Origin of the sequence: Nissabacter archeti (assembly GCF_018257325.1) — a bacterium.
GTDB lineage: Bacteria > Pseudomonadota > Gammaproteobacteria > Enterobacterales > Enterobacteriaceae > Chimaeribacter > Chimaeribacter arupi.
This window is the reverse complement of sequence record NZ_JAERKB010000002.1, coordinates 130,411-154,018: the sequence shown is the minus strand read 5'-3', so window position 1 is coordinate 154,018 and position 23,608 is coordinate 130,411. Positions and strand designations below refer to the sequence as shown.

Genomic DNA, 23,608 nt, shown 5'->3' with positions numbered 1-23,608 from the left:
ACAAAGCGTATGAGCCGCCTTCTTCTGCGTGAACCTGTCTTCTTTTACGTAAATGATAGAGAGGCGTGCATGTTTCTTGCCTGCTGATGCAGGCCGCGCCACAGGGATAAAGGGAGAAATTCATGACGACTTTAGTTGAACGCGCCCGTTTATTTGCCGGCAAAGCCCACGCCGGGATTAACCAACGCCGCAAGTATACGGACGATCCTTACATTGTGCATCCGCGCGCCGTCGCGGAGATCGTCAGCCGGGTACCGCACAGCGAAGCCATGCTGGCCGCCGCCTGGCTGCATGACACGGTGGAAGACACCCCGACCACCCTTCAGGACATTGAGCGTGAATTCGGGCAGGAGGTGGCCACACTGGTCGGGATGCTGACCAACGCCAGCCAGCCCGACGAAGGTGACCGCATCCAGCGGAAAAACCTCGACCGCCGCCATACTGCGCAGGCCAGCCCGCAGGCCAAAACCATCAAACTGGCCGATCTGATCGACAACCTCGATGAAATCCTGAAATGTGATGCCGAGTTTGCCAAAACTTACCTGATCGAGAAACGGCTACAGCTTGAGGTGCTGAAAGAAGGCAACAAAACCCTGTGGAAGCGCGCCCGGAAGATCATCGATCAGGCGCTCGACAGCCTGCACCAGCCGCCGTACAACGTCCCAGCCCAATGGTTCCGGGACACTGAACGCGCCTACCTGAACGCCGATCGCCCTCACTCCTGAGCGATACCCTGATCAATCCGCGCCAGCAGATAGGGGTAAAACGGGTTTGACGCGATGCGCATCAGCGCATCCATACTCTCCACCAGTGCCCCGCGCTCGCCGCGCGATGCCAGCGTCCCGAAACTGATGCCGAACTGGCGCGGTGCCGTGGGCGTGCGGCCATAGAGCGAGTCATCCGGCGGGAACGGCAGCGCCACATGGGACAGCGAATAGATCTCCGGCGGGTAAGGGATGCCCAGCACCTGCTGTTGCGGCACCCGCTGCCCGGCACTGAGCGTGGCGGCGACGGCGGACTCCCCGGCGTTGGCCGTCTCCTGCGGGCCATTGCTGATAATGGTGGTGGTGTAACGGCGCGGCGGCGGCGGCAACAGCGTATCGATCGCGGTATCTGCATCCGGCCGCAGCAGCGGGCCGAAATCCGCCCGGCGGTTGATGTCAAACAGCACCAGTTCACTGCCGTTGGCCGGTAACCGGTTATAGAGGGCATCCACCACCGCGCGGGTGCTGACGGTGGAATCCAGCACCGACTGGAACGTCAGCACCGGCGGCAACTGTGCGAGTTGCCCGCTGCGCTGCGCCGCCGCAATCTGCTGTTGCAGCGCCTGGGTCAGTTGCCAGGACTGGCGCGCGCCGTTAACCGGGAACGAGTTGTATTTGAACGGGTTAAACTCCGGCAGAATGCTGAGCCAGGCGGCCTTGGCAAACGGCGGGAACACGGCGGGCCAACCGGCGATCCCGGCAAAGCGGGCGAAGGCGGTCACACCTATCATCGGTGAAATCAGGATCACCCTCTGCGGGCGCGCCAGTGCCCGATCCTGCAAGGCATCCAGCGTATATTTCATCGCCAGCGCTCCGCCGTTGGAAAAACCCACCAGTTGCAGCGGCGCATCCGGCCCCGCTTTTGCCCGTGCCTCACGCACCGCCAGCCGGGTGGCGGCCAGCCAGTCTTCCCAGCTGACGCGGGACAGCGCGCCCGGCACCGTGCCGTGCGCCGGCAACCGGATCCCCACCACCAGCCAGCCCTGCTCCCGGTAGTGCGCCGCCAGGTGGCGCAAACTGTAGGGGGAATCGGTCAGCCCGTGCAGCATCACCACCGCGCCGCGCGGCCGGCCCGGCGGCACCAGCTCATAAGAGCGGTTCCAGTCCTGGCGGAAATGCTCCGGGTAGATCGGGCTGCCCTCAAAATAGCGGTTGAGCGGCACGCGCTCACTGCTGTCGAGTTTCTGCGTCACATTTCGGTAGACGTCATCAAATGCCCGCTGCTCGGCTTTCAGGTAGCCGGCCCAATCGGTGTGGTCCAGCGCATCCGCCTCCAGCTCCGGCGGCGCTTCTGTGTGCCACGGCTCCAGTGCCGGGCCACGCTGGGTGTCATATACCCGCACCGTAAACAGCGTCACCGCCGCGACCGCCACCAAAATTGTCAGGCGTTTTACCCTCTTCCTGAATGCCCGAAACCGCATGCCCTTCCACCGTTGCTGAGTCAATGATGGTGATCATCATAGCCCGCCCAGCGTGAATCCGGCACTTTGTTGGTGTGCGCCTTCAGCGCGCAAAAAATGTTCAGCGCTGGTGCACCGCGTCCCGCCCTTTTGCCTACTCTCAAAAATATCCGCTTTATAACAAACAGTTACATTGTGGCACGCGCTTTGCTCTGGTGAATTCAAACTTGTGTACAGGGTGGAATTCAGCAGATGCAACCGACTCCTTATAACGGCTTTACCCTTGATGAATGGCAACAGCACTATCGCGAGCACTACCGCGCCGCGCCGGAAACGCTTTTCACCACATTACATGAGGTGCTCACCGGGCTGGACGCGCAGGACAACGCCTGGATTTACCGCGCCACGGTGGAACAGCTTAACGCGCAGACCGAAGCTTTATTGCAACGCCTGGAAGCACAGGGCGGCGATCTGGCGGCCTTCCCGCTGTTCGGCGTGCCGTTCGCGGTGAAAGACAACATCGACGTCGGCGGCTGGCCCACCAGCGCCGCCTGCCCGGCGTTCACCTATCAGGCAGAGCGTGACGCCGCGGTGGTGGCGAACCTGCGCGCCAAAGGGGCCATTGTGCTCGGCAAAACCAACCTCGACCAGTTCGCCACCGGCCTGGTCGGCACCCGCTCGCCGTTCGGCGCAGTCCGTAACAGCTTTAACCCGGCCTACGTCAGCGGCGGCTCCAGCGCCGGTTCGGCCTCCGTGGTGGCGCGCGGGCTGGTGGCTTTTGCCCTCGGCACGGACACCGCCGGTTCCGGCCGCGTCCCGGCCGGGTTTAACAATATTGTCGGGCTGAAACCTACCAAAGGCTGGCTCTCCAACCGGGGCGTGGTGCCCGCCTGCCGGCTGAATGACTGCGTCTCGGTGTTCGCCCTGACAGTCACGGATGCGCTGACGGTCGCGGAGGCCGCAGGCGGTTATGACGCGGCCGATGCCTATTCACGCCGCAACCCACACACTGCCCCGGCGATGATGCCCGCCGCCCCGCGCTTTGCGGTGCCGGACAGCCTGGCGTTCTTCGGCGATACGCAGAACCAGCAGGCGTTCGCCGCCGCGCTGGCGCAGCTGAAAGCCTGCGGCGTGACGCTGGAAACCGTCGATTTCAGCCCGTTCCGTGCGTTGGCTGAGCAGCTTTATCAGGGGCCGTGGGTCGCCGAACGTACCGTGGCCGTGGGCGCGTTGCTGGATGAGCAGCCGGAGGCGATGGATCCGGTGGTGCGCGGCATTATTGCCGGCGGCAAAAATTACAGCGCCTGTGATGCCTGGCGCGCTGAATACCTGCGGGCGGAGCTGGCCCGTGAGATCAATGATGCGCTGGCCCCCTTTGATGCGCTGGTGGTGCCGACCTCGCCCACCCTCCGCACGCTTGACGAAATGGCACAGGAGCCGGTGCGCTTCAATTCCCAGTTCGGCACCTATACCAACTTCACCAACCTGGCTGACCTCAGCGCGCTGGCCCTGCCCGCCTCCCTGCGTGAAGACGGCCTGCCCGCCGGGATCACGCTGATCGCCCCTGCCTGGCATGACGCCGCGCTGGCGCACTTCGGCCGGCGCTGGCAACAAAGCCTGACCCTGCCGCTGGGGGCCACCGGCCGGCCGCTGCCGCCCGCTTATCTCACCCCGCCATTGCCGCCCACCGACGGCGTGGTGCAGGTGGCGGTGGTGGGCGCACACCTTACCGGGATGCCGCTCAACCACCAGCTAACCACCCGCCGCGCGGTGTTACTGGCGCAGACCACCACCGCCGCCCATTACCGCCTGTTCGCCCTGCCCGGCACCCAGCCGCCCAAACCCGGCCTGGTCCGCGATGAGGGCGGCAGCGCCATCACGGTCGAGCTGTGGGCGATGCCGCTGGCGCGCTTCGGCGAGTTTGTGGCGGAAATCCCTGCGCCGCTCGGCATCGGCACGCTGGAACTGGCGGACGGCCGCCGGGTGAAAGGGTTTATCTGCGAGCCTGCGGCGCTGAACGGCGCGCAGGAGATCACCTCCTTTGGCGGCTGGCGCAATTACCTCAGCAGCCTCTCTCCCTCCACCGCGTCCTGAGGAGTGCGCCATGTTCACCACTGTTTTGATCGCTAACCGCGGCGAAATCGCCTGCCGGGCCATCCGCACCCTGAAAAAACGCGGCATCACCAGCGTGGCGGTGTATGCCGACCCGGATCGCAATGCACCGCACGTCAGCGAGGCGGAGATCGCCGTCGCACTCGGCGGTGAGAAACCCGCCGACAGTTATCTCGACATCGGCAAAATCCTCGCGGCGGCGAAACAAAGCGGCGCGCAGGCCATTTTCCCCGGCTACGGGTTTTTATCCGAGAGCGCAGAGTTTGCTGACGCCTGCGAAGCCGCCGGGCTGGCCTTTATCGGCCCGACCGCCCGGCAGATCCGCGAATTTGGCCTGAAGCACCGCGCACGGGAGCTGGCTGCCGCCGCCGGGGTGCCGATGACGCCCGGCACCGGCTTGTTGCCGGATCTCGGTGCGGCACTGGCGGCGGCGGAACAGATTGGCTACCCGGTCATGCTGAAAAGCACCGCGGGCGGCGGCGGCATTGGCTTAACCCGCTGTGATGACGCAGACGCGCTGCGGAACGCCTGGGAGAGTGTGCGGCGGCTCGGCGGGCAGTTTTTCCGCGATGACGGCGTCTTCCTGGAGCGCTTTATCGACCGGGCGCGCCACATTGAGGTGCAGATTTTTGGTGATGGCAGCGGCCGCGTGGTGGCACTGGGCGAACGTGACTGCTCACTGCAACGCCGCAACCAGAAAGTGATTGAGGAAACGCCCGCGCCGCACCTGCCGGAAGCGACCCGCACCGCGCTGCACCGGGCTGCCGTGGCGCTGGGCGAGTCGGTCAACTACCGCAGCGCCGGGACGGTGGAGTTCATCTACGACGCCGCGCAGGAGGCATTCTATTTCCTGGAAGTGAATACCCGGCTCCAGGTCGAGCACCCGGTCACGGAGCTGGTCACCGGCCTCGACCTGATCGACTGTATGTTGCAGGTGGCGGCAGGTGACGCCCCGGACTGGCTGCATCTGGCGCGGGCGCCGCACGGGGCGGCGATAGAGGTGCGCTTATACGCAGAAGATCCGCTGCGCAATTTCCAGCCCAGCCCCGGCGTGCTGACCGATGTGCACTTCCCGGAAGGTGTGCGGGTGGATGGCTGGGTCTCGACCGGCAGCGAGGTGTCGGCATTCTACGACCCGATGATCGCCAAGCTGATTGTGTATGGTGAGCACCGCACGCAGGCGCTGGAAAAACTCACGGCGGCACTCAACGCCACCCGGCTGCACGGCATCGCTACCAATCTCGATTATTTGCGCCAGATCGTCGCCACCGACGCCTTCCGCCACGGTGACGTCTGGACGCGGATGCTCGACAGCTTCACCTACCGCCCGCAGGCGATTGAGGTGCTGCAACCCGGCACCTACAGCAGCGTGCAGGATTTCCCCGGCCGCCTGGGCTACTGGGATATCGGCGTGCCGCCGTCCGGGCCGATGGATGATTTCGCCTTCCGGCTGGCGAACCGGATTGTCGGCAACCACCCGGACGCCGCCGGGCTGGAGTTTACCCTCCAGGGGCCGACGCTGCGCTTCCATGCGGATGCCCTGATCGCCCTGACCGGGGCCGACTGCCCGGCCGACCTTGACGGCACACCGGTGCGCTATGCCGAACCGGTGGCGGTCAGCGCCGGGCAGACACTGACGCTCGGCCGTGCGCGCCACGGCTGCCGCACCTATCTGGCGGTGCGCAACGGGCTGGACGTACCGGTCTATCTCGGCAGCCGCGCGACCTTTGCCCTTGGTGAGTTTGGCGGCCACGCCGGGCGCACGCTGCGGGTGGCGGATCTGCTGCCGATCTCCCAGCCACACCTGCCCGCCTGCACCACCCCGGCACCCACTGACGCGCCGCAGGCCGCCGATACCGCACTGCTGCCGCACTACGGCAGCCTGTGGCACATCGGCGTGCTGTACGGGCCGCACGGCGCGCCGGATTTCTTCACGCCGGAATCAATCGCGGACTTTTTCGCGGCCGAGTGGCAGGTGCATTACAACTCCAACCGGCTGGGCGTGCGCCTGACCGGGCCGAAACCCACGTGGGCGCGGCAGGATGGCGGCGAGGCCGGGCTGCACCCTTCCAACGTGCATGACTGCGAATACGCCATCGGCGCGATAAACTTTACCGGCGATTTCCCGGTGATCCTCACCCGTGACGGGCCAAGCCTCGGCGGCTTCGTCTGCCCGGTGACCATTGCCAACGCCGAGCTGTGGAAAGTCGGGCAGGTGAAACCGGGCGACCGCCTGCGCTTCCACCCGATAAGCATTGAGCAGGCACAGGCGCTGGAACAGGCGCAGGCGGGCACCCTTGCCACCCTCAGCCCGGTTGAGGCACTGGCGCTGCCGGTGCCGTCGCTGTTGCCGGGCACCACGCCGTCAGCGGCGATTCTGGCCACGCTGCCCGCCACGGTGGAACGCCCGTCCGTGGTCTACCGGCAGGCGGGTGACAGCTACATTTTGCTGGAATATGGCGACAACGTGCTCGATCTGGCGCTGCGGCTGCGCCTTTACCTGCTGATGCAGGCGATCCGCGAAGCGGCGGTGGCGGGCATTGCCGAACTCGCCCCCGGCGTGCGCTCGCTGCAAATCCGTTATGACAACCGCACCCTCAGCCAGTCGGCGCTGCTCCAGCTCTTGCTGACGCTGGAAAACCAGTTGGGCGACGTCAGCACGCTGAAAGTGCCGACGCGCATCGTGCATTTGCCGATGGCATTTGAAGATTCCGCCACGCTGGGCGCGGTGGAACGCTACCGCGAAACCGTGCGGGAACAGGCACCGTGGCTGCCGAACAACGTCGATTTCATCCAGCGCATCAACGGGCTGGCGAGCCGCGAGGACGTGCGCGACATCATTTTCAGCGCCAGTTACCTGATCCTCGGGCTGGGTGACGTCTACCTCGGCGCGCCCTGCGCCGTGCCGCTCGACCCGCGCCACCGGCTGCTCAGCTCCAAATATAACCCGGCGCGCACCTACACCGCCGAAGGCACCGTGGGCATCGGCGGAATGTACATGTGCATCTACGGCATGGATTCGCCGGGCGGTTATCAGCTGGTGGGCCGCACGCTGCCGATCTGGAACAAATTCCTCAAAAATCCGCAATTCGCGCCCGGCGAGCCGTGGCTGCTGCACTTCTTTGATCAGGTGCGCTTCTACCCGGTCAGCGAGGCAGAACTGGACACCTTCCGCGAGGCGTTCCGCGAAGGGCGCGCCGGGGTGAAGATTGAGCCGGGTGAGTTTGATTTCGCTGAATACACCCGCTTTTTGGCGGAGAACGCCGACGATATCGACGCATTCCGTACCCGGCAGCACACCGCCTTTACCACCGAAGTGGCGCACTGGCAGGCCCAGGAGAGCGCCGCCGTGGCCGATGCCGCCAACCGCCCGCAACCGGTGGAGGAGCAGGAAGGCGAAGGGCAGCTGGTCAGTGCCGATCTCAACGGCAACGTCTGGAAAATCCTGGTGGCGCCGGGCGACGTGGTGCGCGAAGGACAACCGCTGATTGTGGTCGAGGCGATGAAAATGGAGCTGTCAGTCTACGCGCCCTGCGCCGGGACAGTGACGCAGATCCGCTGCCGCCCCGGCCGCCCGGTTGGCCCCGGCGATGCCCTTTTGTGGCTCGATACGGCGGCCTCATAACGGAGACGGGCCGGGCAGACCGGCCCCTTAAGGATGCGTATGCAACTTGCGGGACACCCCACCAAAGCCCGCCCGGAAGGGCTGGCGGAACGGATCTACCAGCAACTGAAACAGGAGATTTTTGACTTTCGCCTGCTGCCCGGTGACCGCTTCAGCGAGAGCGAAATCGCCGGGCGGATGGCGGCCAGCCGCACGCCGGTGCGGCAGGCACTGTTCTGGCTGGAGCGCGAAGGCTATGTCGAGGTGCATTTCCGCAGCGGCTGGCAGGTGAAACCGTTTGATTTCGCCTATTTCGAACAGCTGTATGACCTGCGGATTGTGCTGGAGCTGGAAGCGGTGAAACGGCTCTGCGCCCGCCACGGCGAGACATTGCCCGCGCTGTTGCTGCCGGTGGTGGATTTCTGGGTAGACCAGCCGCCGCTGCCGGACGGCGCGGAGGTGTCGCGCTTTGATGAGACGTTCCACATGGCGTTGGTGGAGGCGGTGGGCAACGGGGAAATGGCGCGCATTCACCGCGATCTCACCGAGAAGATCCGCATCATCCGGCGGCTCGATTTCACCCAGGGTGCGCGCGTTGACGCCACCTACCGGGAGCACGCCGCGGTGTTGCACGCCATTATGCAGCGCCGCACCGACGAGGCGCAGCGCCTGCTGCATGACCACATCGCCGTCAGCAAGGCGGAGGTGCGCAAAATCACCCTGCACCGGCTGCATGAGGCACGCACGGCACCACCCGGTGCAGAGGAGGAGCCTGGGGCGCGCCCCGCCCGGCGCAGTTAGCGCAACACGACCCCGCGCCACCGGCGCGGCACCATAACACCGCGCCCTTTGCGCGGGAACATCACCGCCTGCTGCGGCAGGCAGGGCGTGAGCGGGTTTCCGCGCGCCTTTACTTTCACCTTCATCAGGAGTGCGTTTTATGCAACCTCGTCGCGTTATCCAGGCTTTCGCCCTCTCCGCCACTATGGTCAGTGTTGGCCTGGCGTTCGGCGTTCAGGCCGCTGACACCATCAAAGTCGGCATCATGCATTCGCTGTCCGGCACGATGGCGATCTCTGAAACGCCGCTCAAGGATGTGGCGTTGATGACCATCGATGACATCAACGCCAAAGGCGGCGTGCTCGGCAAAAAGCTTGAGCCGGTGGTGGTCGACCCGGCCTCCAACTGGCCGCTGTTCGCCGAGAAAGCGCGCCAGTTGCTGACGCAGGACAAGGCGGCCGTGGTGTTCGGCTGCTGGACGTCGGTGTCGCGCAAATCGGTGCTGCCGGTGTTTGAGGAGCTGAACGGCCTGCTGTTCTACCCGGTGCAGTATGAGGGCGAGGAGATGTCGCCGAACGTCTTCTATACCGGTGCCGCGCCGAACCAGCAGGCGATCCCGGCGGTGGAGTACCTGATGAGTGAAGACGGCGGCGAAGCCAAACGCTTCTTCCTGCTCGGCACGGACTACGTCTACCCGCGCACCACCAACAAAATCCTGCGGGCGTTCCTGCACAGCAAAGGCGTGCAGGACAAAGACATCGAAGAGGTGTACACGCCGTTCGGTTACAGCGACTACCAGACCATCGTCACCAACATCAAAAAATTCGCCGCCGGCGGCAAAACCGCGGTGGTGTCCACCATCAACGGTGACTCCAACGTGCCGTTCTATAAAGAGCTGGCAAATCAGGGCGTAAAAGCCACCGACGTGCCGGTGGTGGCCTTCTCCGTGGGCGAAGAGGAGTTGCGCGGCATCGACACCAAACCGCTGGTGGGCAACCTGGCGGCCTGGAACTACTTCCAGTCAGTCGATAACCCGACCAACCAGGCGTTTGTCACCGAATGGAAAGCTTACGCCAAAGCACACAACCTGCCGAATGCCGCCTCCGCGGTAACCAACGACCCGATGGAAGCGACCTATGTCGGCATCCATATGTGGGCGCAGGCGGTGGAAAAAGCGGGCACGACCGACGTCAACAAAGTGCGTGATGCGATGGCCGGGCAGACCTTCGCCGCGCCGTCAGGCTTCACCCTGACGATGGACAAGACCAACCACCACCTGCACAAACCGGTGATGATTGGCGAGATTGAGCCGGGCGGCCAGTTCAACGTGGTGTGGCAGACCGATGCGCCGGTTCGCGCCCAGCCGTGGAGCCCGTACATTCCCGGCAATGACAAAAAACCGGATACGCCGGTGAAAACCAGCGGCCAGTAACCGACCGGGGCCGGGTTCGCCCGGCCCGCACAGGAGATCTCTGATGCGACTCCCTTTCATGATGCGCCTGCTGATAGCAACGCTCGGCTGCCTGCCGTGGCTGGTACAGGCCGGCCCGGCGGATGAGTTCGCCGCCGCCAACCGCAGCCGGCAGGCGACGCTGTTACAGGCATGGGCAGCCGACCCGCAGCCGGCGCGGTTGCCGCTGCTGCAGGCGCTGAAGCAGGAAAATGTGGTGGTTGACCAGGCAAAACACGCCTTCACCCGCCAGGGCGATACCCTGACGCCGCTGGAAGGCAGCGCCGCACCGGTGGGCAGCACCAAAAAAGTCTGGCTGAACAACCGGTTGCGGATTTTGATCGCCAATGCGCTGGCCGCACACCGGCTGGTCAGCACCGATACCGCCACCCGGTTGCAGGCGGCGACGTCGCTGCAACGGGAGGCGCAACCTGACCAGTTGCCGCTGCTCACGGCGCGGCTGGCGCAGGAAAAAGACCAGGATGTCCATGCGGCGCTGGTACTGGCGATCGCTAACCTGCACCTGGCCGACGCCGACCCGCAGGTGCGGCTGAACGCGGTCCGGCAGCTTGGTGACGCGGCTGACCCCGACACCCAGGCGCGGCTGCAACCGCTGACCGATGCCCGCACCGAACCTGACGCCGCCGTGCGCCGGGCCGCCGCGGAGAGCCTGGCGCAGATCCAGCACCGGCTGCTGATCGGTGACCTGCTCGGCCAGGCATTTACCGGGCTGTCGCTCGGCTCGATTCTGCTGCTGGCGGCACTCGGGCTGGCGATTACGTATGGGTTGCTGGGCGTGATCAACATGGCGCACGGCGAAATGCTGATGCTCGGCGCGTATGCCACCTGGCTGGTGCAGTCGTTGTTCCAGCACTACGCGCCCGGCTGGCTGGCGCTCTACCCGCTGGCGGCCCTGCCGGTGGCGTTCTTTATCACCGCCGGGATCGGCATGGCGCTGGAGCGCACGGTGATCCGCCATCTCTACGGCCGCCCGCTGGAGACATTGCTGGCGACCTGGGGCATCAGCCTGATGCTGATCCAGGGCGTGCGGATGCTGTTCGGCGCGCAGAACGTGGAAGTCGCCAACCCGGCGTGGCTCTCCGGCGGCATCCAGCTGTTACCGAACCTGGTGCTGCCGTGGAACCGCATCGCGGTGATTGGGTTTGTGCTGCTGGTACTGGCGCTGACCTGGCTGCTGCTGAATAAAACCCGCCTCGGGCTGAACGTGCGCGCCGTGACCCAGAACCGGGCGATGGCCGCCTGCTGCGGCGTGCCGACCGGCCGTATCGACATGCTGGCCTTCGGCCTCGGCTCCGGCATCGCCGGGCTGGGTGGCGTGGCGCTGTCGCAGCTCGGCAACGTCGGCCCGGAACTGGGCCAGGGCTACATCATCGATTCATTCCTGGTGGTGGTGCTGGGCGGCGTCGGCCAATTGGCGGGCAGCGTGGTGGCGGCGTTTGGGCTGGGGATCGTCAATAAAATCCTTGAGCCGCAGATGGGCGCAGTGCTGGGCAAGATCCTGATTCTGGCGCTGATTATCCTGTTTATCCAAAAACGTCCGCAGGGGCTGTTCGCCTTCAAGGGCCGGGTGACTGACTGATGACACAACCACTGACCTTAACCGGCGTGCAGAAAGCGCCTCGCCTGACCCTGAGCCTCGGCACGCTGGCGCTGCTGGGGTTACTGGCGCTGCCTTTTCTGGCGCTGTTGCCGGCGGCGCACCCGCTGGCGATCTCCACCTATACCCTGACACTTCTCGGCAAGATCCTCTGTTATGCGATCGTCGCGATCGCGCTGGATCTGGTCTGGGGCTATGCCGGGCTGCTGTCGCTGGGGCACGGGCTGTTTTTTGCCCTCGGTGGCTATGCGATGGGCATGTACCTGATGCGCCAGGCCGCAGGTGACGGCCTGCCGGCGTTTATGTCATTCCTGTCGTGGACGGAACTGCCGTGGTTCTGGGCCGGGACGCAATATTTTGCCTGGGCGCTCTGTTTGATCGTGCTGGTGCCGGGAGGGCTGGCCTATCTGTTTGGCTTCTTCGCGTTCCGCTCGAAAATCAAAGGGGTTTATTTCTCGATCATGACGCAGGCGCTGACTTACGCCGGGATGCTGCTGTTCTTCCGCAATGAAACCGGCTTCGGCGGCAATAACGGCTTTACCGGTTTCACCACCCTGCTCGGCTTCCCGGTCACCGCCACCGGCACCCGTGTCGGGTTGTTTGTCGCGACGGTGCTGCTGCTGGCCGCCAGCCTGGCGCTGGGCTTTGCGCTGGCGAAAAGCAAATTCGGCCGGGTGCTGACCGCCGTGCGTGACGCCGAAAACCGCCTGACCTTCTGCGGCTATGACCCACGCGGCTTTAAGCTGTTTGTCTGGACGCTCTCGGCCGTGCTGTGCGGGCTGGCCGGGGCGCTCTATGTGCCGCAGGTCGGCATCATCAACCCCGGCGAGATGTCCCCGACCAACTCGATTGAGGCGGCGATCTGGGTGGCGCTTGGCGGGCGCGGCACGCTGGTCGGGCCGCTGCTGGGTGCCGGGATTGTTAACGGGGCCAAGAGCTGGTTCACCGTGGCGATGCCGGAATACTGGCAATTCTTCCTCGGCGGGATGTTCATTCTGGTGACGCTCTGCCTGCCGCAGGGTGTGATCGGGCTGTTACGCCGGAAAAAACAGGGGCAACGCCATGATCACTGAACCGCTGTTTACCCAGCCGCAACCGGCCGACAAATACCGCCACCAGCGTGACCCGATTTTGTCGCTGGAGAAGATTAACGTCAGTTTTGACGGCTTCCGCGCGCTGACCGATCTCTCATTGCAGATCGGTGTCGGGGAGTTGCGCTGCATTATCGGCCCCAACGGCGCAGGCAAAACCACCCTGATGGATGTGATCACCGGCAAAACCCGGCCGCAGAGCGGCAGCGTCACCTTTGACCAGCGCACCGACCTCACCCGCCTGGCGCCGATGGCGATTGCCCAGGCCGGTATTGGCCGCAAATTCCAGAAACCCACGGTGTTTGAGGCGCTGACGGTCTCTGAAAACCTGGAGATTGCGCAGAAGGCGGATAAGTCCGTCTGGGCATCGCTGCGCGCCCGGCTGAGCGGCGAACAGCGTGACCGCATCGATGAGATGCTCACCACCCTGCGGCTGGCCGCCGAGCGCCACCGCCCGGCCGGGCTGCTTTCGCACGGGCAGAAGCAGTTTCTGGAGATTGGCATGCTGCTGGTGCAGGAGCCGCACCTGCTGCTGCTCGACGAACCGGCCGCCGGCATGACTGACGCAGAAACCGAGTACACCGCCGAGCTGTTCCGCTCGCTGGCCGGTAAACATTCGCTGATGGTGGTAGAGCATGACATGGGCTTTGTGGAAACCATCGCTGACTATGTCACGGTGCTGCACCAGGGGCAGGTGCTGGCGGAAGGCTCGCTGCAACAGGTACAGGCCAATGAGCAGGTGATTGAGGTTTATCTTGGGCGCTGAGGAGAAAAGATGTTACAGGTCAATGATCTGAACCAGTATTACGGCGGCAGCCACATTTTGCGCGGCCTGTCGTTTGAGGCACGTGTGGGCGAGGTCACCTGTTTGCTGGGGCGTAACGGTGTGGGGAAAACCACCCTGCTGAAGTGCCTGATGGGGCTGTTGCCGGCTAAATCCGGCACCATTCACTGGCAGAATGAGGCGATCACCCGCCGCAAACCGCACCAGCGGGTGCAGGCAGGCATCGCGTATGTGCCGCAGGGACGGGAAATCTTCCCCCGGCTGACCGTGGAGGAGAACCTGCTGATGGGGCTGTCGCGTTTTAACGGCGCGCAGGCGCGGCAGGTGCCGGAGGAAATTTACAGCCTGTTTCCGGTGCTGAAGGTAATGAAACAGCGGCGCGGCGGCGATCTCTCCGGCGGCCAGCAGCAGCAACTGGCGATTGGCCGGGCGCTGGCCGGTAAGCCGCAACTGCTGATTCTGGACGAACCCACCGAAGGTATTCAGCCCTCGGTGATCAAGGAGATCGGGCTGGTTATCCGCACGCTGGCAGCACGCGGTGATATGGCGATTCTGCTGGTGGAGCAATTTTATGATTTCGCCGCAGAGCTGGCGGACAGTTATCTGGTGATGTCACGCGGCACGATTATCCAGCGCGGGCGTGGCCCGGAGATGGACGCAGACGGGGTACGGGGGCTGGTGGCAATTTGAGGGTGGCCGCGCGTTTGCGGCCCTGCTGTAAAAAGTCAACGTGACGGCGGCTTAAATTAATATCCGGGCTGAATATATTCCAAAATGAAAATATAAAATAAAAATAACGTCGTATTTTATTAACCTGCGCAATAACTCATTCCCCTTATAGATAATTAATTAAAGATAAATCTCTTGACTCATTTTTATCTTTCCCCTTTAATTGCTCACAAGCCCATTGAATAAATACTGTGCTTCCCTATTTTATTAATATGCACAGCCTGCGTTACCAGAAAAACAGCTTAAATAAAGCGTCACCGGTTGTTTAATTTCTGAAAAAGTTATCAATAGGCTTTTGAGGAAATGTAACCACCTTAATAACGATTATTTCCCCATCATGATTCATTTTATAAAAGGATGTTTTTATGCAAATTATCAGCCCATTGAAAGCAAATGAGATCGTCGGCGGCGGCAAACCGAATACATGTAAGGCATTTACCTATATAAGCGACAACAAAAACGCATGTGTTGTCGATTACAGATGCTATAACAAACATGGTAACGTCGATAAAAATAAGTCATTTATCGAATATCATCCGAAAAACTGGTGCTGATGACACGACTCGAACCGGCCTTTTACATGCCGGTTTTTTTAATGGCCGCCACGTCGTTATAAATACGTTAATAGCATCTTACGAAGCACCTTATTATTCTGTTTTTCCATACCTTTCTGATCAGGCTATTTCCGCCCTGTGCCCCTATTAAGGCGATGGCACCAGGCCGCGGCGGTATTGAAAAACATCATAAACAGAACAGGAGATAACGACATTGAATCAGTGCCTGGAAGGAGCCGCGCAGGATATTTTCCGGAGTGCGCAATGAGCCTCATCTATACCGCACAGCATGCTGAGCAGTGGGCCGAATTTTCAGGTGACCGCAATCCGCTGCATTTTGACCTGAAACGGGCGGCAAGCATGGGCTTACCCGAGGTAGCCATTCATGGGATGCGCGCCCTGCTGGACGGCAAAGCCGCACTGAGCCGGGCGGCAGGCCGGGCCACCTTCCCGGAAGACGCCGTGCTGCGGTTTCATGCACGCTTACGGCAGCCGACGCTATGCCGCACCCCGTATGAATTGCCGATCGCCGCATCGCCGGAGGCAAAAAAGTGGCAGGCGAAATGTGTGGCGCGGCACACTGGTGACGTCACCTATTCCGCCGCGCTGCATGAAACGTCAGCCCTCACCTTTGCAGAAGCCTATACCCCGTATGAACTCTGCTACGGCCCGATGTTTGCCCTGTTGGATAAGATCTCTGCTGTGACCGGCGCATACCCCTGGATAGCCCTGGATGCCATGCTGTTCAGCCGGATCGTGCATGCGCCTGAAACCCTGATAACCGTGCATGACGTGTTGCCTGGGTTGCACGCCACCAACCTGGTTGATGTTTTTACGCAGGTGCCGCTGGTGCAAACCCACCATGAAACCCGGTTTTCGGCGTCGCTGCTCTATACCGGCCGGGTGCAACAGCCTGCTTCGTTGCACTATTGCATTACGCCGACACTGGTTCTGGGCGACAGCGCCGGCGGCGTTGTGCTCAGGATGGGGATCCAGTGTTTCCAGCAGCATGAGCCGCTGATGGACGTCGCCGTGACGTTAAAAACCTGGCCGGTATCAGCCCCAGTAAAAGGCTGAAGCCAGGCAGGCGGCAATAAAAAAGCCTGAACCTCTGGAAAGCAGGTTCAGGCTTTTCAGCCGTATCGGGCCTGGCTTATCACGCCGCCGGCCCTGAACAACGGTCTGTGTCAGCTACGGACTTTACGGTAGATAAACAGCACCACCAGCGCACCGATAACCGCGACAACAAAGCTGCCGAAGTTGAAGCCATCCACCCGGCCAAAGCCGAAGAACGTACTGATCCAGCCACCGACCACGGCACCGATGATCCCCAGGATGATGGTAATGAAGAAGCCACCGCCATCTTTGCCCGGCATGATCCACTTAGCCAGGATACCTGCGATCAGACCAAAAATAATCCAAGATAAAATTCCCATAGACTCCTCCAACAGTGTCTTTAGCCGGGCTGTTACGCCATGCGGGCGTCGCCACAGCGACATGTTTACGTTCCTGTGCCGCACCGGCATCTCCCGCCGCGGTGTAAACAAAAGTAAGTCTAGCAGGGGTTAAGAAAACTGCACAAAATCAGCATGTAGGCGCTTATTTCTTCATCTTCGGCGTTTTTTTGTACCGCTTACGGGCCTTTTTCCAGCGCTGACATAAAGCATGTCAATCAAGGTTTGTTCAGGGTAAGGTTGCGTAAAATATACACCAGTTTTTTTGAATGAGTTCCTCAAAACATCCCGTTTTTCTTTTGAACCTCTGCCGCCTATGATTATCTCATCGAAAGGAAACGCCCTTTCAAACCGGATAAATTCAACTCTTACTGACAGGAAATGCATCATGAAAAACATCAAATATTTTGCAGTAGCTGCTACCCTCTCCCTGGCTGCCTTCGCCGGTACTGCTGCGGCAGCAACCCTGACCCAACAAGACGCCGGTGAGAAATTGGGCGTGGTCACTGCCAGCGGTGCAACCGACCTCTCCACCGTAGAAGCGCAACTGGCAGAGAAAGCCCAGCAGGCGGGTGCCTCTTCCTACCGCATCATTTCCGTGACCGGCAACAACAAGCTGCACGGTACAGCTGAACTCTATAAATAAGCCCGGCGTATTCCAGGTGATGCCGGCAGGCGCAACGCGATGCCGGTTCACTGGATGCCTAATGTCACCCCCTTCCCTTAATTACAGCGTGTTTTTCGGCACATCTTCCATAATGACAACCTTTCACTAACAAGCAGTTGCCTGCCTGTTGAGCGGCTTATATGCTGGCCTCTTTCTTTAGCCGGAGCCGCCATGACCCTCACTGAATCCCTGATTTCCTTCTCCTTTGCTGCCGGGGTACTGACCCTGACGCCGGGGCTGGACACCGCCTTAATCCTGCGCACTGCCGCCACAGAAAACAGCCGTAAAGCCTTACAGGCCGCGATGGGCATTAACGCCGGGTGCCTGGTGTGGGGCGCACTGGTGGCGCTTGGGCTGGGGGCGCTGCTGGCCGCCTCCGAGCTGGCGTTTACCACCCTGAAATGGATCGGCGCGGGCTACCTCTGCTGGCTTGGCCTGAACATGATCCTGCGGCCGCGCACCGCTATGGCACCGGAAACGGCAACCGCGGCGTCCCCCGGCAGTAACTGGTTCGTCAAAGGGCTGTTCGGCAATCTCCTCAACCCTAAAATGGGCGTGTTTTATGTCTCCTTCCTGCCGCAGTTTGTGCCGTCCGGTTACCCGATGGCTGCCTCGGTATTTGGCCTGGCGGTGATCCATGTGCTGATCGGCACGCTGTGGTCCTGCACGCTGATTGCCGCTACCCGCCCGCTGGCACGCTGGCTGCGCCGCCCGGCAGTGGTCAAAACGCTGGATCGGCTGACCGGCTGCGTTTTCCTGGCGTTTGCTGCCCGCCTGGCAACCACACGCCGCTAAGCATTTTAGAACGCCGCCCCGGCCGGCCGTGGTAAACCCAGCCATTGCCGGCCGGAAAGCGAGACGCTATTACACCAATTTTGCTCAATTTGTGGACGGCCGTCACATGCCCACTATCCTTTAAGGGTTAACTCCCGCTTTTCCGGCCAGCCCGGACAAAGACAATGCAGACCTTAAGGAGGCAGGAAGTGGAACCCACAGGCAAAAAAGGTATTTCGCGGCGACAGGTGGTCGGCGGCATGTTAGGCGGCGTGGCGGCAGGCATGGCGCTGCCGGGCGTGGCACAAGCCGCCACCGGGGACACCAGCACCGCCGGGCAGGCCGTGCCGCTGGCGGTTAAACAGAACCCGATTGATCAGTATCCGAAACCGCCTTTCGCCCGCCAGCCGCAAGACCCGCCGGGGCTGGCAGGCAAAATGCAGCCGCGCCCCGATCATGGGGAAAACAGCTACCGGGGTGCCGGCAAACTGGTTGGCCGCAAGGCGCTGATCACCGGCGGTGATTCGGGCATCGGCCGTGCCGCGGCCATTGCTTACGCCCGTGAAGGGGCCGATGTCGCCATCAACTACCTGCCAGTAGAAGAACCGGATGCGCGCGAAGTGATCGACCTGATCCGCGCCGAAGGGCGCAATGCCGTGGCGATCCCCGGCGATCTGCGTGACGAGGCATTCTGCAAAAAACTGGTGAGTGAAGCCGTGGAGAAGCTCGGCGGGCTGGACATTGTGGTGAATAACGCCGGTCACCAGCAATCCGTGGATTCGATTCTGGATCTCACCAGCGAACAATTTGATACCACCTTCAAAACCAACGTCTATGCGATGTTCTGGCTGACCAAAGCCGCCATCCCGCATCTGCAACCGGGCGCAGCGATTATTAATACTGCCTCGGTGCAGGCATTCAAACCGGGTGAAGCCCTGCTGGATTACGCGTCAACCAAGGCCGCGATTGTGGCGTTTACCAAAGCGCTGGCCAAGCAGATCGCACAGAAAGGCATCCGGGTTAACGCCGTGGCGCCCGGCCCTTACTGGACACCTTTGCAGTCCAGCGGCGGTCAGCCACAGGAAAAAGTGATGCAATTCGGCAGCGATGCGCCGTTTGGCCGCCCCGGCCAGCCGGTCGAAATCGCCCCGCTGTATGTGCTGCTGGCCTCCCAGGAAGCCAGTTTCACCTCCGGGCAGGTCTGGGGATCGGACGGCGGCACCGGCACGGCCTGATCCTGCGACGGTCTGGGTCTGTTTCAGAGGGCGCGGCATCTGCTGCGCCTTTCTTGTTGATGTTACTGCTTTTGCTGCGACAACATCAGCCAGCGCTGCACGGACGGGCGCTGCCACTGCGCGTGTGCATACGCGGCCAGCCGGGCCGGTACGGCATCCCCGTTCATGATCAGCCGGTTGAGCATCAGCGCCAGCTCGGTATCCGCGATGCTCCACGTCTCAAACAGCGTGTGCTGCCCCTCCGGCAACAGTTTCCCGGCGGCGGCGATCAGTTTCTCTGCGCTCTGCTGCCCGGCAGGGGTCAATGGTGCCATTCGCAACCCGCCGAAAACCACGTCTGTTGGCCGCTCAGTACGGATTGCGCCCAAATCACTGCGCAACCATGCCTGCACTTCCCGCGCTTTTGCCCGCAGCCGGCGCGACGCCGGGTAAAGGGCCACATAATCGGGGGCCGGAAAACACTCTTCCAGATACTCATCAATCGCGGAGGACTCTGATAACCGGAAATCGCCCTCCACCAGCGTCGGCACCCGCTGCGTCAGTGAAAGGGCACTGTATGCCGGTTGCTGCTGTTCACCCGCCCCCAACGCCACGGTCTCCAGCGTGAACGCAACGCCTTTTTCTGTCAGCGCCACAAATGCAGACAGGGCATAAGGGCTGAAATAGTGATCATCCACATACAGGGTAAACATGGTGTGCTCCTTGGCAGCTGAAAAAGACGGCACGGCGAGCGTAGGTTCCCGGCCATTTATTGACTAAGCTATTGTTATCTCTGTTTTGTATTACCTGAGTCAATGTGTTTATTTTTTATTCGCATCAGGCTCAGTCTGTAAGGATCCTTATGCCGGATATTGCACAGCTTATTACTGACTATGGTTATTGGGCGCTGTTGGCCGGCTGCCTGCTGGAGGGGGAAACCATTACCCTGCTCGGCGGTATTGCCGCACATCATGGCTTGCTGAAATTACCCTGGGTGCTGGCAGTCGTGGCCTTTGGCGGCTGCCTGGGCGATCAGATCCTCTACTTTGCCGGACGCCGGTTTGGCCCCATGTTGCTGGGCAAACTGACACGCCGGAAACCGCAGATTGACCGCGCCAACCAGCTCATTAACCACCATCCGGCGTTGTTTGTCCTGGGTGTCCGGTTTATGTATGGCTTCCGCATTATTGGCCCGCTGATTATTGGTGCCAGTAAAATGCCGGTGGCTCGTTTTGTCAGCCTGAACATTCTGGGTGCCTGCATCTGGGCGCTGGTCTGGGTGCTGCTGGGCTATTTCTGCGGCCATTTCATTGAAACCCTGCTGGGGTCACTGGACAAAAAGACGTCCGGCGCGTTGCTGATTATCGGGGCAGTGGCACTGGTACTGCTGCTGAAATTTCTGCTCAGCCGCATGGATAAGCAGAAAAAAAGCAAATAACACGAGCGCTCTGACGCAATTCAGGTTTGCGTCAGGGAGAACACAAATGCGGAAATAGTTTTGGGTTAAAACTACTACCCTCATTATATATTGGACTCAATGCATTATTTCTTAGGATATGCTTACCTGTTATTAACTATGCGACCAAAATCACAGAACTCAGCCCTTTAATTACATAATTTGTCATTACGGCCCTCATTTATTTATATTCACCAAAAAGTTAAATAGCCTGCATAGACTGCGGAAACAGGCTTAACGCCTCTTACCCGCTACGTTTTCATTCTGTTAACCACAAAGGAAATATAATGACTGCACACTGGATTATTAATGAATATCTTGAGGCGTGCTCTTTACCCCAGAATCTGGCCGGTGCCTTTCCCGCACTGGTGGAGCCGCTGGTCGGTATAGGCTATATGCCGGTGCTGTATTGTGGGCACCAGCGTGTTCATGGCACTAATTATATGCTGATTTGTAAGAGAACGCCTTTTGTGCCGGGTTTCCCGTCTACACTGGTGAAATGTGTTATCCATGAAACACTCCCTGTTGCAGGCCAGAGAAATTACCATATTGTTGCTATCGAAGACTTTATGGTTATCCATTAATCACATTTCCCCGTTACATTAAAGAGCATAAAAGGCAGGTGAAATTTACCGCGCTACCCGATGCTCAACACCCTGACCAAAAAAAATCCATCTACCCCACACTTTATTATTTAATGAGGCACACGGCGAGCACGTGCATAATAAAGATACCACGGTATCTTTTATTAACAGGAGAAATAAAAATAAATGGGCGGGCGATTTTGTCCCTCAGCGATTAACCGCCCGTTCAGGGGCCGCTGCCGGCCCCTTCCTGTCACGCTTACCTTTTCTGCGATCCGCCTCGTAAATTTTTAAAACAGCGTTCCAATTATAAAAATCCCTTTGTTATGCTGCCCCCTGGTCGCCCATTCATTAACGAGCAGGAGTCAGGATGAGCAAGCGTGTCGCCATACTGTTGGCAGAAGGATTTGAAGAAGCGGAAGCAGTTATCGTACTCGACGTGTTGCAGCGGCTGGGGGTGGACGTCGTCACCGTGGCCTGCCAGGCCACGCGCCAGGTGGTGAGTTATCACGGGCTGAATGTCACGGCCGACTGCCTGTTATCAGACGTGCGCACCACGCTGTTTGATGCGGTCGTGCTGCCCGGTGGCCCGCAAGGCACGGTAAACCTGGCGGCCAGCCCGCAGGTGACGGAGTTTATCCGTGAACACGATCAGGCAGAAAAATGGATCTGCCCGCTCTGCTCGGCCGCAGCACGGGTACTCGGCGGCAACCGGCTGTTACGGGGGCGGCGCTACGTCTGCTCAGGCGATCTCCACCACACCGTGGATGATGGCGTCTACGTGGATGCGCATGTCGTGGAGGATGGCAACCTGATCAGCGGCCGGGGCCTGGGCGTGGCGTTCGACTTCGCTTTTTATCTGGCCTGGCGGCTGACCGGCGAAAAAGAAGCAATCAATTTTCAGGCGGAACATATTTATTACGACAGCTGGCGCGTCCCGCAGTAATACGCCAATCCATTCCTGTTATTGATAAAACGTGATGCTTCCATCATCACGTTTTATTTTCATCTCCACAGATCCTCTTTTACCGGCCTGTGCTGCCGTAAAGGAAAAAATCCTTTCACAAAAACCGGTTACCGCGATCACATAAATAAAGAAACGTAATTTCATAAACAAATATCAGAATGGCCGCCCTCATCCGGCTGGTTTAAAAACGTGGCTACCTTTACGCGCAGCACGCCTGATTAGGGATGGTTGAAATGAGTGAAGTTCTCTCGGTTAAAGAAAAAATCGGTTACGGTCTCGGGGATGCAGCCAGCCACATCGTGTTTGATAACGTCATGCTGTATATGATGTTTTTCTATACGGATATTTTCGGCATCCCGGCCGGGTATGTCGGCACCCTATTTTTACTGGCCCGCGCGCTGGATGCCATTTCCGACCCCTGCATGGGGCTCCTCGCTGACCGCACGCGCACCCGCTTCGGCAAATTCCGTCCTTATATCCTGTTCGGTGCCATTCCTTTCGGCATTGTCTGCGTCTTTACCTACAGCACCCCGGATCTCAGCATGAGCGGCAAAATGATCTATGCCGCCGTGACCTATACCCTGCTGACGCTGATGTATACGGTGGTCAATATCCCTTATTGCGCCCTGGGCGGCGTGGTCACTGCCGATCCGGCCCAGCGTATCTCTCTGCAATCCTACCGGTTTGTGCTGGCCACCGCAGGCGGCATGCTGAGCACCGTGCTGATGATGCCGCTGGTGTCACTGATTGGCGGGGAGAATAAAGCGCTCGGTTACCAGGGCGGGATTGCCGTGCTGGCGCTGGTCGCGGTGGTGATGCTGGCTATCTGTTTCGCCACCACCAAAGAGCGTGTCAGTGACGAAGGCACACTCAAAGGCACCATGCGTGAGGACTTGCGCGACATCTGGCAAAACGACCAGTGGCGCGTGGTGGGCTGGCTGACGTTGCTGAATATCCTGGCGGTGTCGGTGCGTGGCGGGGCAATGATGTATTACGTCACCTATATTCTCGGCAACCCGGCCGTGTTCGCGATGTTCCTCGCCACCTACTCAGTAGGGAATCTGTTCGGCAGTGCCCTGGCAAAACCGCTCACAGACTGGAAATGCAAAGTCAGCGTCTTCTGGTGGACTAACGCAGCGCTGGCCGTGCTCAGCCTTGCCATGTTCTGGGTACCGGTCAGTGCCAATATCACCATGTTTATCTTCATCTTTATTATCGGTGTGCTGCACCAGCTGGTGACGCCGATCCAGTGGGTGATGATGTCCGATACCGTGGATTACGGCGAATGGAAAAACGGCAAGCGCCTGACCGGCATCAGCTTTGCCGGCACCCTGTTTGTGCTGAAGCTCGGGCTGGCCCTCGGCGGCGCACTGATTGGCTGGTTACTGGCCGGGGCGGGCTACCAGTCCGGCGCGGCAACGCAAAATGCAGCCACCCTCACCAGCATTATCGCCCTGTTCACCCTGGTACCGGGGATCTGCTACCTGCTGAGCGCGTTAATTTGCAAGCGCTTCTATACCCTGCGCACCCCGATGCTGCGAACCATTCTTGATGAGCTGGCCGCAGGCGTTCGCCGTAACCAGCAACAATTTTTGAAGTAACAGGA

Annotated in this window: 21 protein-coding genes; 18 read left to right on the top strand and 3 right to left on the bottom strand. The window is 60.6% G+C overall.

What is annotated here, in order from left to right; all coding sequences use genetic code 11:
• Positions 1-122: 122 nt before the first annotated feature.
• The gene (locus JK232_RS03515) at positions 123-725 is read left to right on the top strand and encodes an HD domain-containing protein (protein WP_212588829.1); all 603 of its coding nucleotides are present in this window, start codon (positions 123-125) and stop codon (positions 723-725) included.
• Here the strand turns inward: JK232_RS03515 and JK232_RS03510 are convergent.
• Positions 716-2,185 (bottom strand): alpha/beta hydrolase, encoded by a 1,470-nt coding sequence (locus JK232_RS03510; protein ID WP_212588828.1) that lies wholly within the window; start codon positions 2,183-2,185, stop codon positions 716-718. The genes JK232_RS03515 and JK232_RS03510 overlap by 10 nt on opposite strands.
• A 231-nt stretch (positions 2,186-2,416) precedes the next feature.
• Between JK232_RS03510 and atzF the strand changes: the two genes are divergently transcribed.
• The 10 genes from atzF (at position 2,417) to JK232_RS03460 (ending at position 15,963) form a co-directional block, all read left to right on the top strand.
• Complete coding sequence (atzF, locus tag JK232_RS03505) at positions 2,417-4,258, top strand: allophanate hydrolase (protein WP_212588827.1); 1,842 nt, start codon at positions 2,417-2,419, stop codon at positions 4,256-4,258.
• A gap of 10 nt (positions 4,259-4,268) precedes the next feature.
• Positions 4,269-7,901, top strand: coding sequence for an urea carboxylase (gene uca / locus JK232_RS03500; RefSeq protein ID WP_212588826.1), 3,633 nt, complete (start codon positions 4,269-4,271; stop codon positions 7,899-7,901).
• 39 nt (positions 7,902-7,940) lie between these two features.
• Entirely contained in the window at positions 7,941-8,681 is a 741-nt protein-coding gene (locus tag JK232_RS03495) for a GntR family transcriptional regulator (RefSeq protein WP_072927687.1), read from the top strand.
• A 139-nt stretch (positions 8,682-8,820) separates the two neighbouring features.
• The gene (gene urtA / locus JK232_RS03490) at positions 8,821-10,092 is read left to right on the top strand and encodes an urea ABC transporter substrate-binding protein (protein ID WP_072927689.1); all 1,272 of its coding nucleotides are present in this window, start codon (positions 8,821-8,823) and stop codon (positions 10,090-10,092) included.
• Between the two features lie 58 nt (positions 10,093-10,150).
• Positions 10,151-11,710 carry an urea ABC transporter permease subunit UrtB gene (gene urtB / locus JK232_RS03485; RefSeq protein ID WP_246538274.1) on the top strand — a complete coding sequence of 520 codons (1,560 nt, stop codon included), beginning with the start codon at positions 10,151-10,153 and terminating at the stop codon, positions 11,708-11,710.
• Positions 11,710-12,801, top strand: coding sequence for an urea ABC transporter permease subunit UrtC (gene urtC, locus JK232_RS03480; RefSeq protein WP_072927692.1), 1,092 nt, complete (start codon positions 11,710-11,712; stop codon positions 12,799-12,801). The genes urtB and urtC overlap by 1 nt, the downstream gene beginning before the upstream one ends.
• A complete protein-coding gene (urtD, locus tag JK232_RS03475; RefSeq protein ID WP_175558134.1) occupies positions 12,791-13,585 on the top strand; it encodes an urea ABC transporter ATP-binding protein UrtD in 795 nt (264 codons plus the stop codon). The genes urtC and urtD overlap by 11 nt, the downstream gene beginning before the upstream one ends.
• 9 nt (positions 13,586-13,594) lie before the next feature.
• Entirely contained in the window at positions 13,595-14,293 is a 699-nt protein-coding gene (urtE, locus tag JK232_RS03470; RefSeq protein WP_212588824.1) for an urea ABC transporter ATP-binding subunit UrtE, read from the top strand.
• 404 nt (positions 14,294-14,697) lie between these two features.
• Positions 14,698-14,886 carry a hypothetical protein gene (locus JK232_RS03465; RefSeq protein WP_072927696.1) on the top strand — a complete coding sequence of 63 codons (189 nt, stop codon included), beginning with the start codon at positions 14,698-14,700 and terminating at the stop codon, positions 14,884-14,886.
• A gap of 264 nt (positions 14,887-15,150) precedes the next feature.
• Positions 15,151-15,963, top strand: a complete 813-nt coding sequence (locus JK232_RS03460; RefSeq protein WP_212588823.1) for a hotdog family protein — start codon at positions 15,151-15,153, stop codon at positions 15,961-15,963.
• 110 nt (positions 15,964-16,073) lie between these two features.
• On the opposite strand, the gene JK232_RS03455 is transcribed toward JK232_RS03460, so the two are convergent.
• On the bottom strand, positions 16,074-16,322 hold the full coding sequence (locus tag JK232_RS03455; protein ID WP_072927699.1) for a GlsB/YeaQ/YmgE family stress response membrane protein: 249 nt from the start codon (positions 16,320-16,322) through the stop codon (positions 16,074-16,076).
• 406 nt (positions 16,323-16,728) lie between these two features.
• Between JK232_RS03455 and bhsA the strand changes: the two genes are divergently transcribed.
• From bhsA to JK232_RS03440, 3 genes are all read left to right on the top strand, one after another.
• Positions 16,729-16,986 carry a multiple stress resistance protein BhsA gene (gene bhsA, locus JK232_RS03450; RefSeq protein WP_072927700.1) on the top strand — a complete coding sequence of 86 codons (258 nt, stop codon included), beginning with the start codon at positions 16,729-16,731 and terminating at the stop codon, positions 16,984-16,986.
• Between the two features lie 192 nt (positions 16,987-17,178).
• Positions 17,179-17,802: a LysE family translocator gene (locus JK232_RS03445; RefSeq protein WP_072927702.1), complete on the top strand. Its 624-nt coding sequence runs from the start codon at positions 17,179-17,181 to the stop codon at positions 17,800-17,802.
• 188 nt (positions 17,803-17,990) lie between these two features.
• The gene (locus JK232_RS03440) at positions 17,991-19,016 is read left to right on the top strand and encodes an SDR family oxidoreductase (protein WP_241506093.1); all 1,026 of its coding nucleotides are present in this window, start codon (positions 17,991-17,993) and stop codon (positions 19,014-19,016) included.
• 62 nt (positions 19,017-19,078) lie between these two features.
• On the opposite strand, the gene yfcF is transcribed toward JK232_RS03440, so the two are convergent.
• On the bottom strand, positions 19,079-19,708 hold the full coding sequence (gene yfcF / locus JK232_RS03435; RefSeq protein ID WP_072927704.1) for a glutathione transferase: 630 nt from the start codon (positions 19,706-19,708) through the stop codon (positions 19,079-19,081).
• 149 nt (positions 19,709-19,857) lie between these two features.
• Between yfcF and JK232_RS03430 the strand changes: the two genes are divergently transcribed.
• The 4 genes from JK232_RS03430 (at position 19,858) to JK232_RS03415 (ending at position 23,603) form a co-directional block, all read left to right on the top strand.
• Positions 19,858-20,433, top strand: a complete 576-nt coding sequence (locus JK232_RS03430) for a DedA family protein (protein WP_212588822.1) — start codon at positions 19,858-19,860, stop codon at positions 20,431-20,433.
• A 305-nt stretch (positions 20,434-20,738) separates the two neighbouring features.
• Positions 20,739-21,035 carry a hypothetical protein gene (locus JK232_RS03425; RefSeq protein ID WP_072927707.1) on the top strand — a complete coding sequence of 99 codons (297 nt, stop codon included), beginning with the start codon at positions 20,739-20,741 and terminating at the stop codon, positions 21,033-21,035.
• 370 nt (positions 21,036-21,405) lie between these two features.
• The gene (locus tag JK232_RS03420) at positions 21,406-21,981 is read left to right on the top strand and encodes a DJ-1/PfpI family protein (protein WP_072927709.1); all 576 of its coding nucleotides are present in this window, start codon (positions 21,406-21,408) and stop codon (positions 21,979-21,981) included.
• Positions 21,982-22,235: 254 nt separating this feature from the next.
• Positions 22,236-23,603, top strand: a complete 1,368-nt coding sequence (locus tag JK232_RS03415) for a glycoside-pentoside-hexuronide family transporter (protein WP_101834529.1) — start codon at positions 22,236-22,238, stop codon at positions 23,601-23,603.
• The last annotated feature ends 5 nt before the right edge of the window (positions 23,604-23,608 follow it).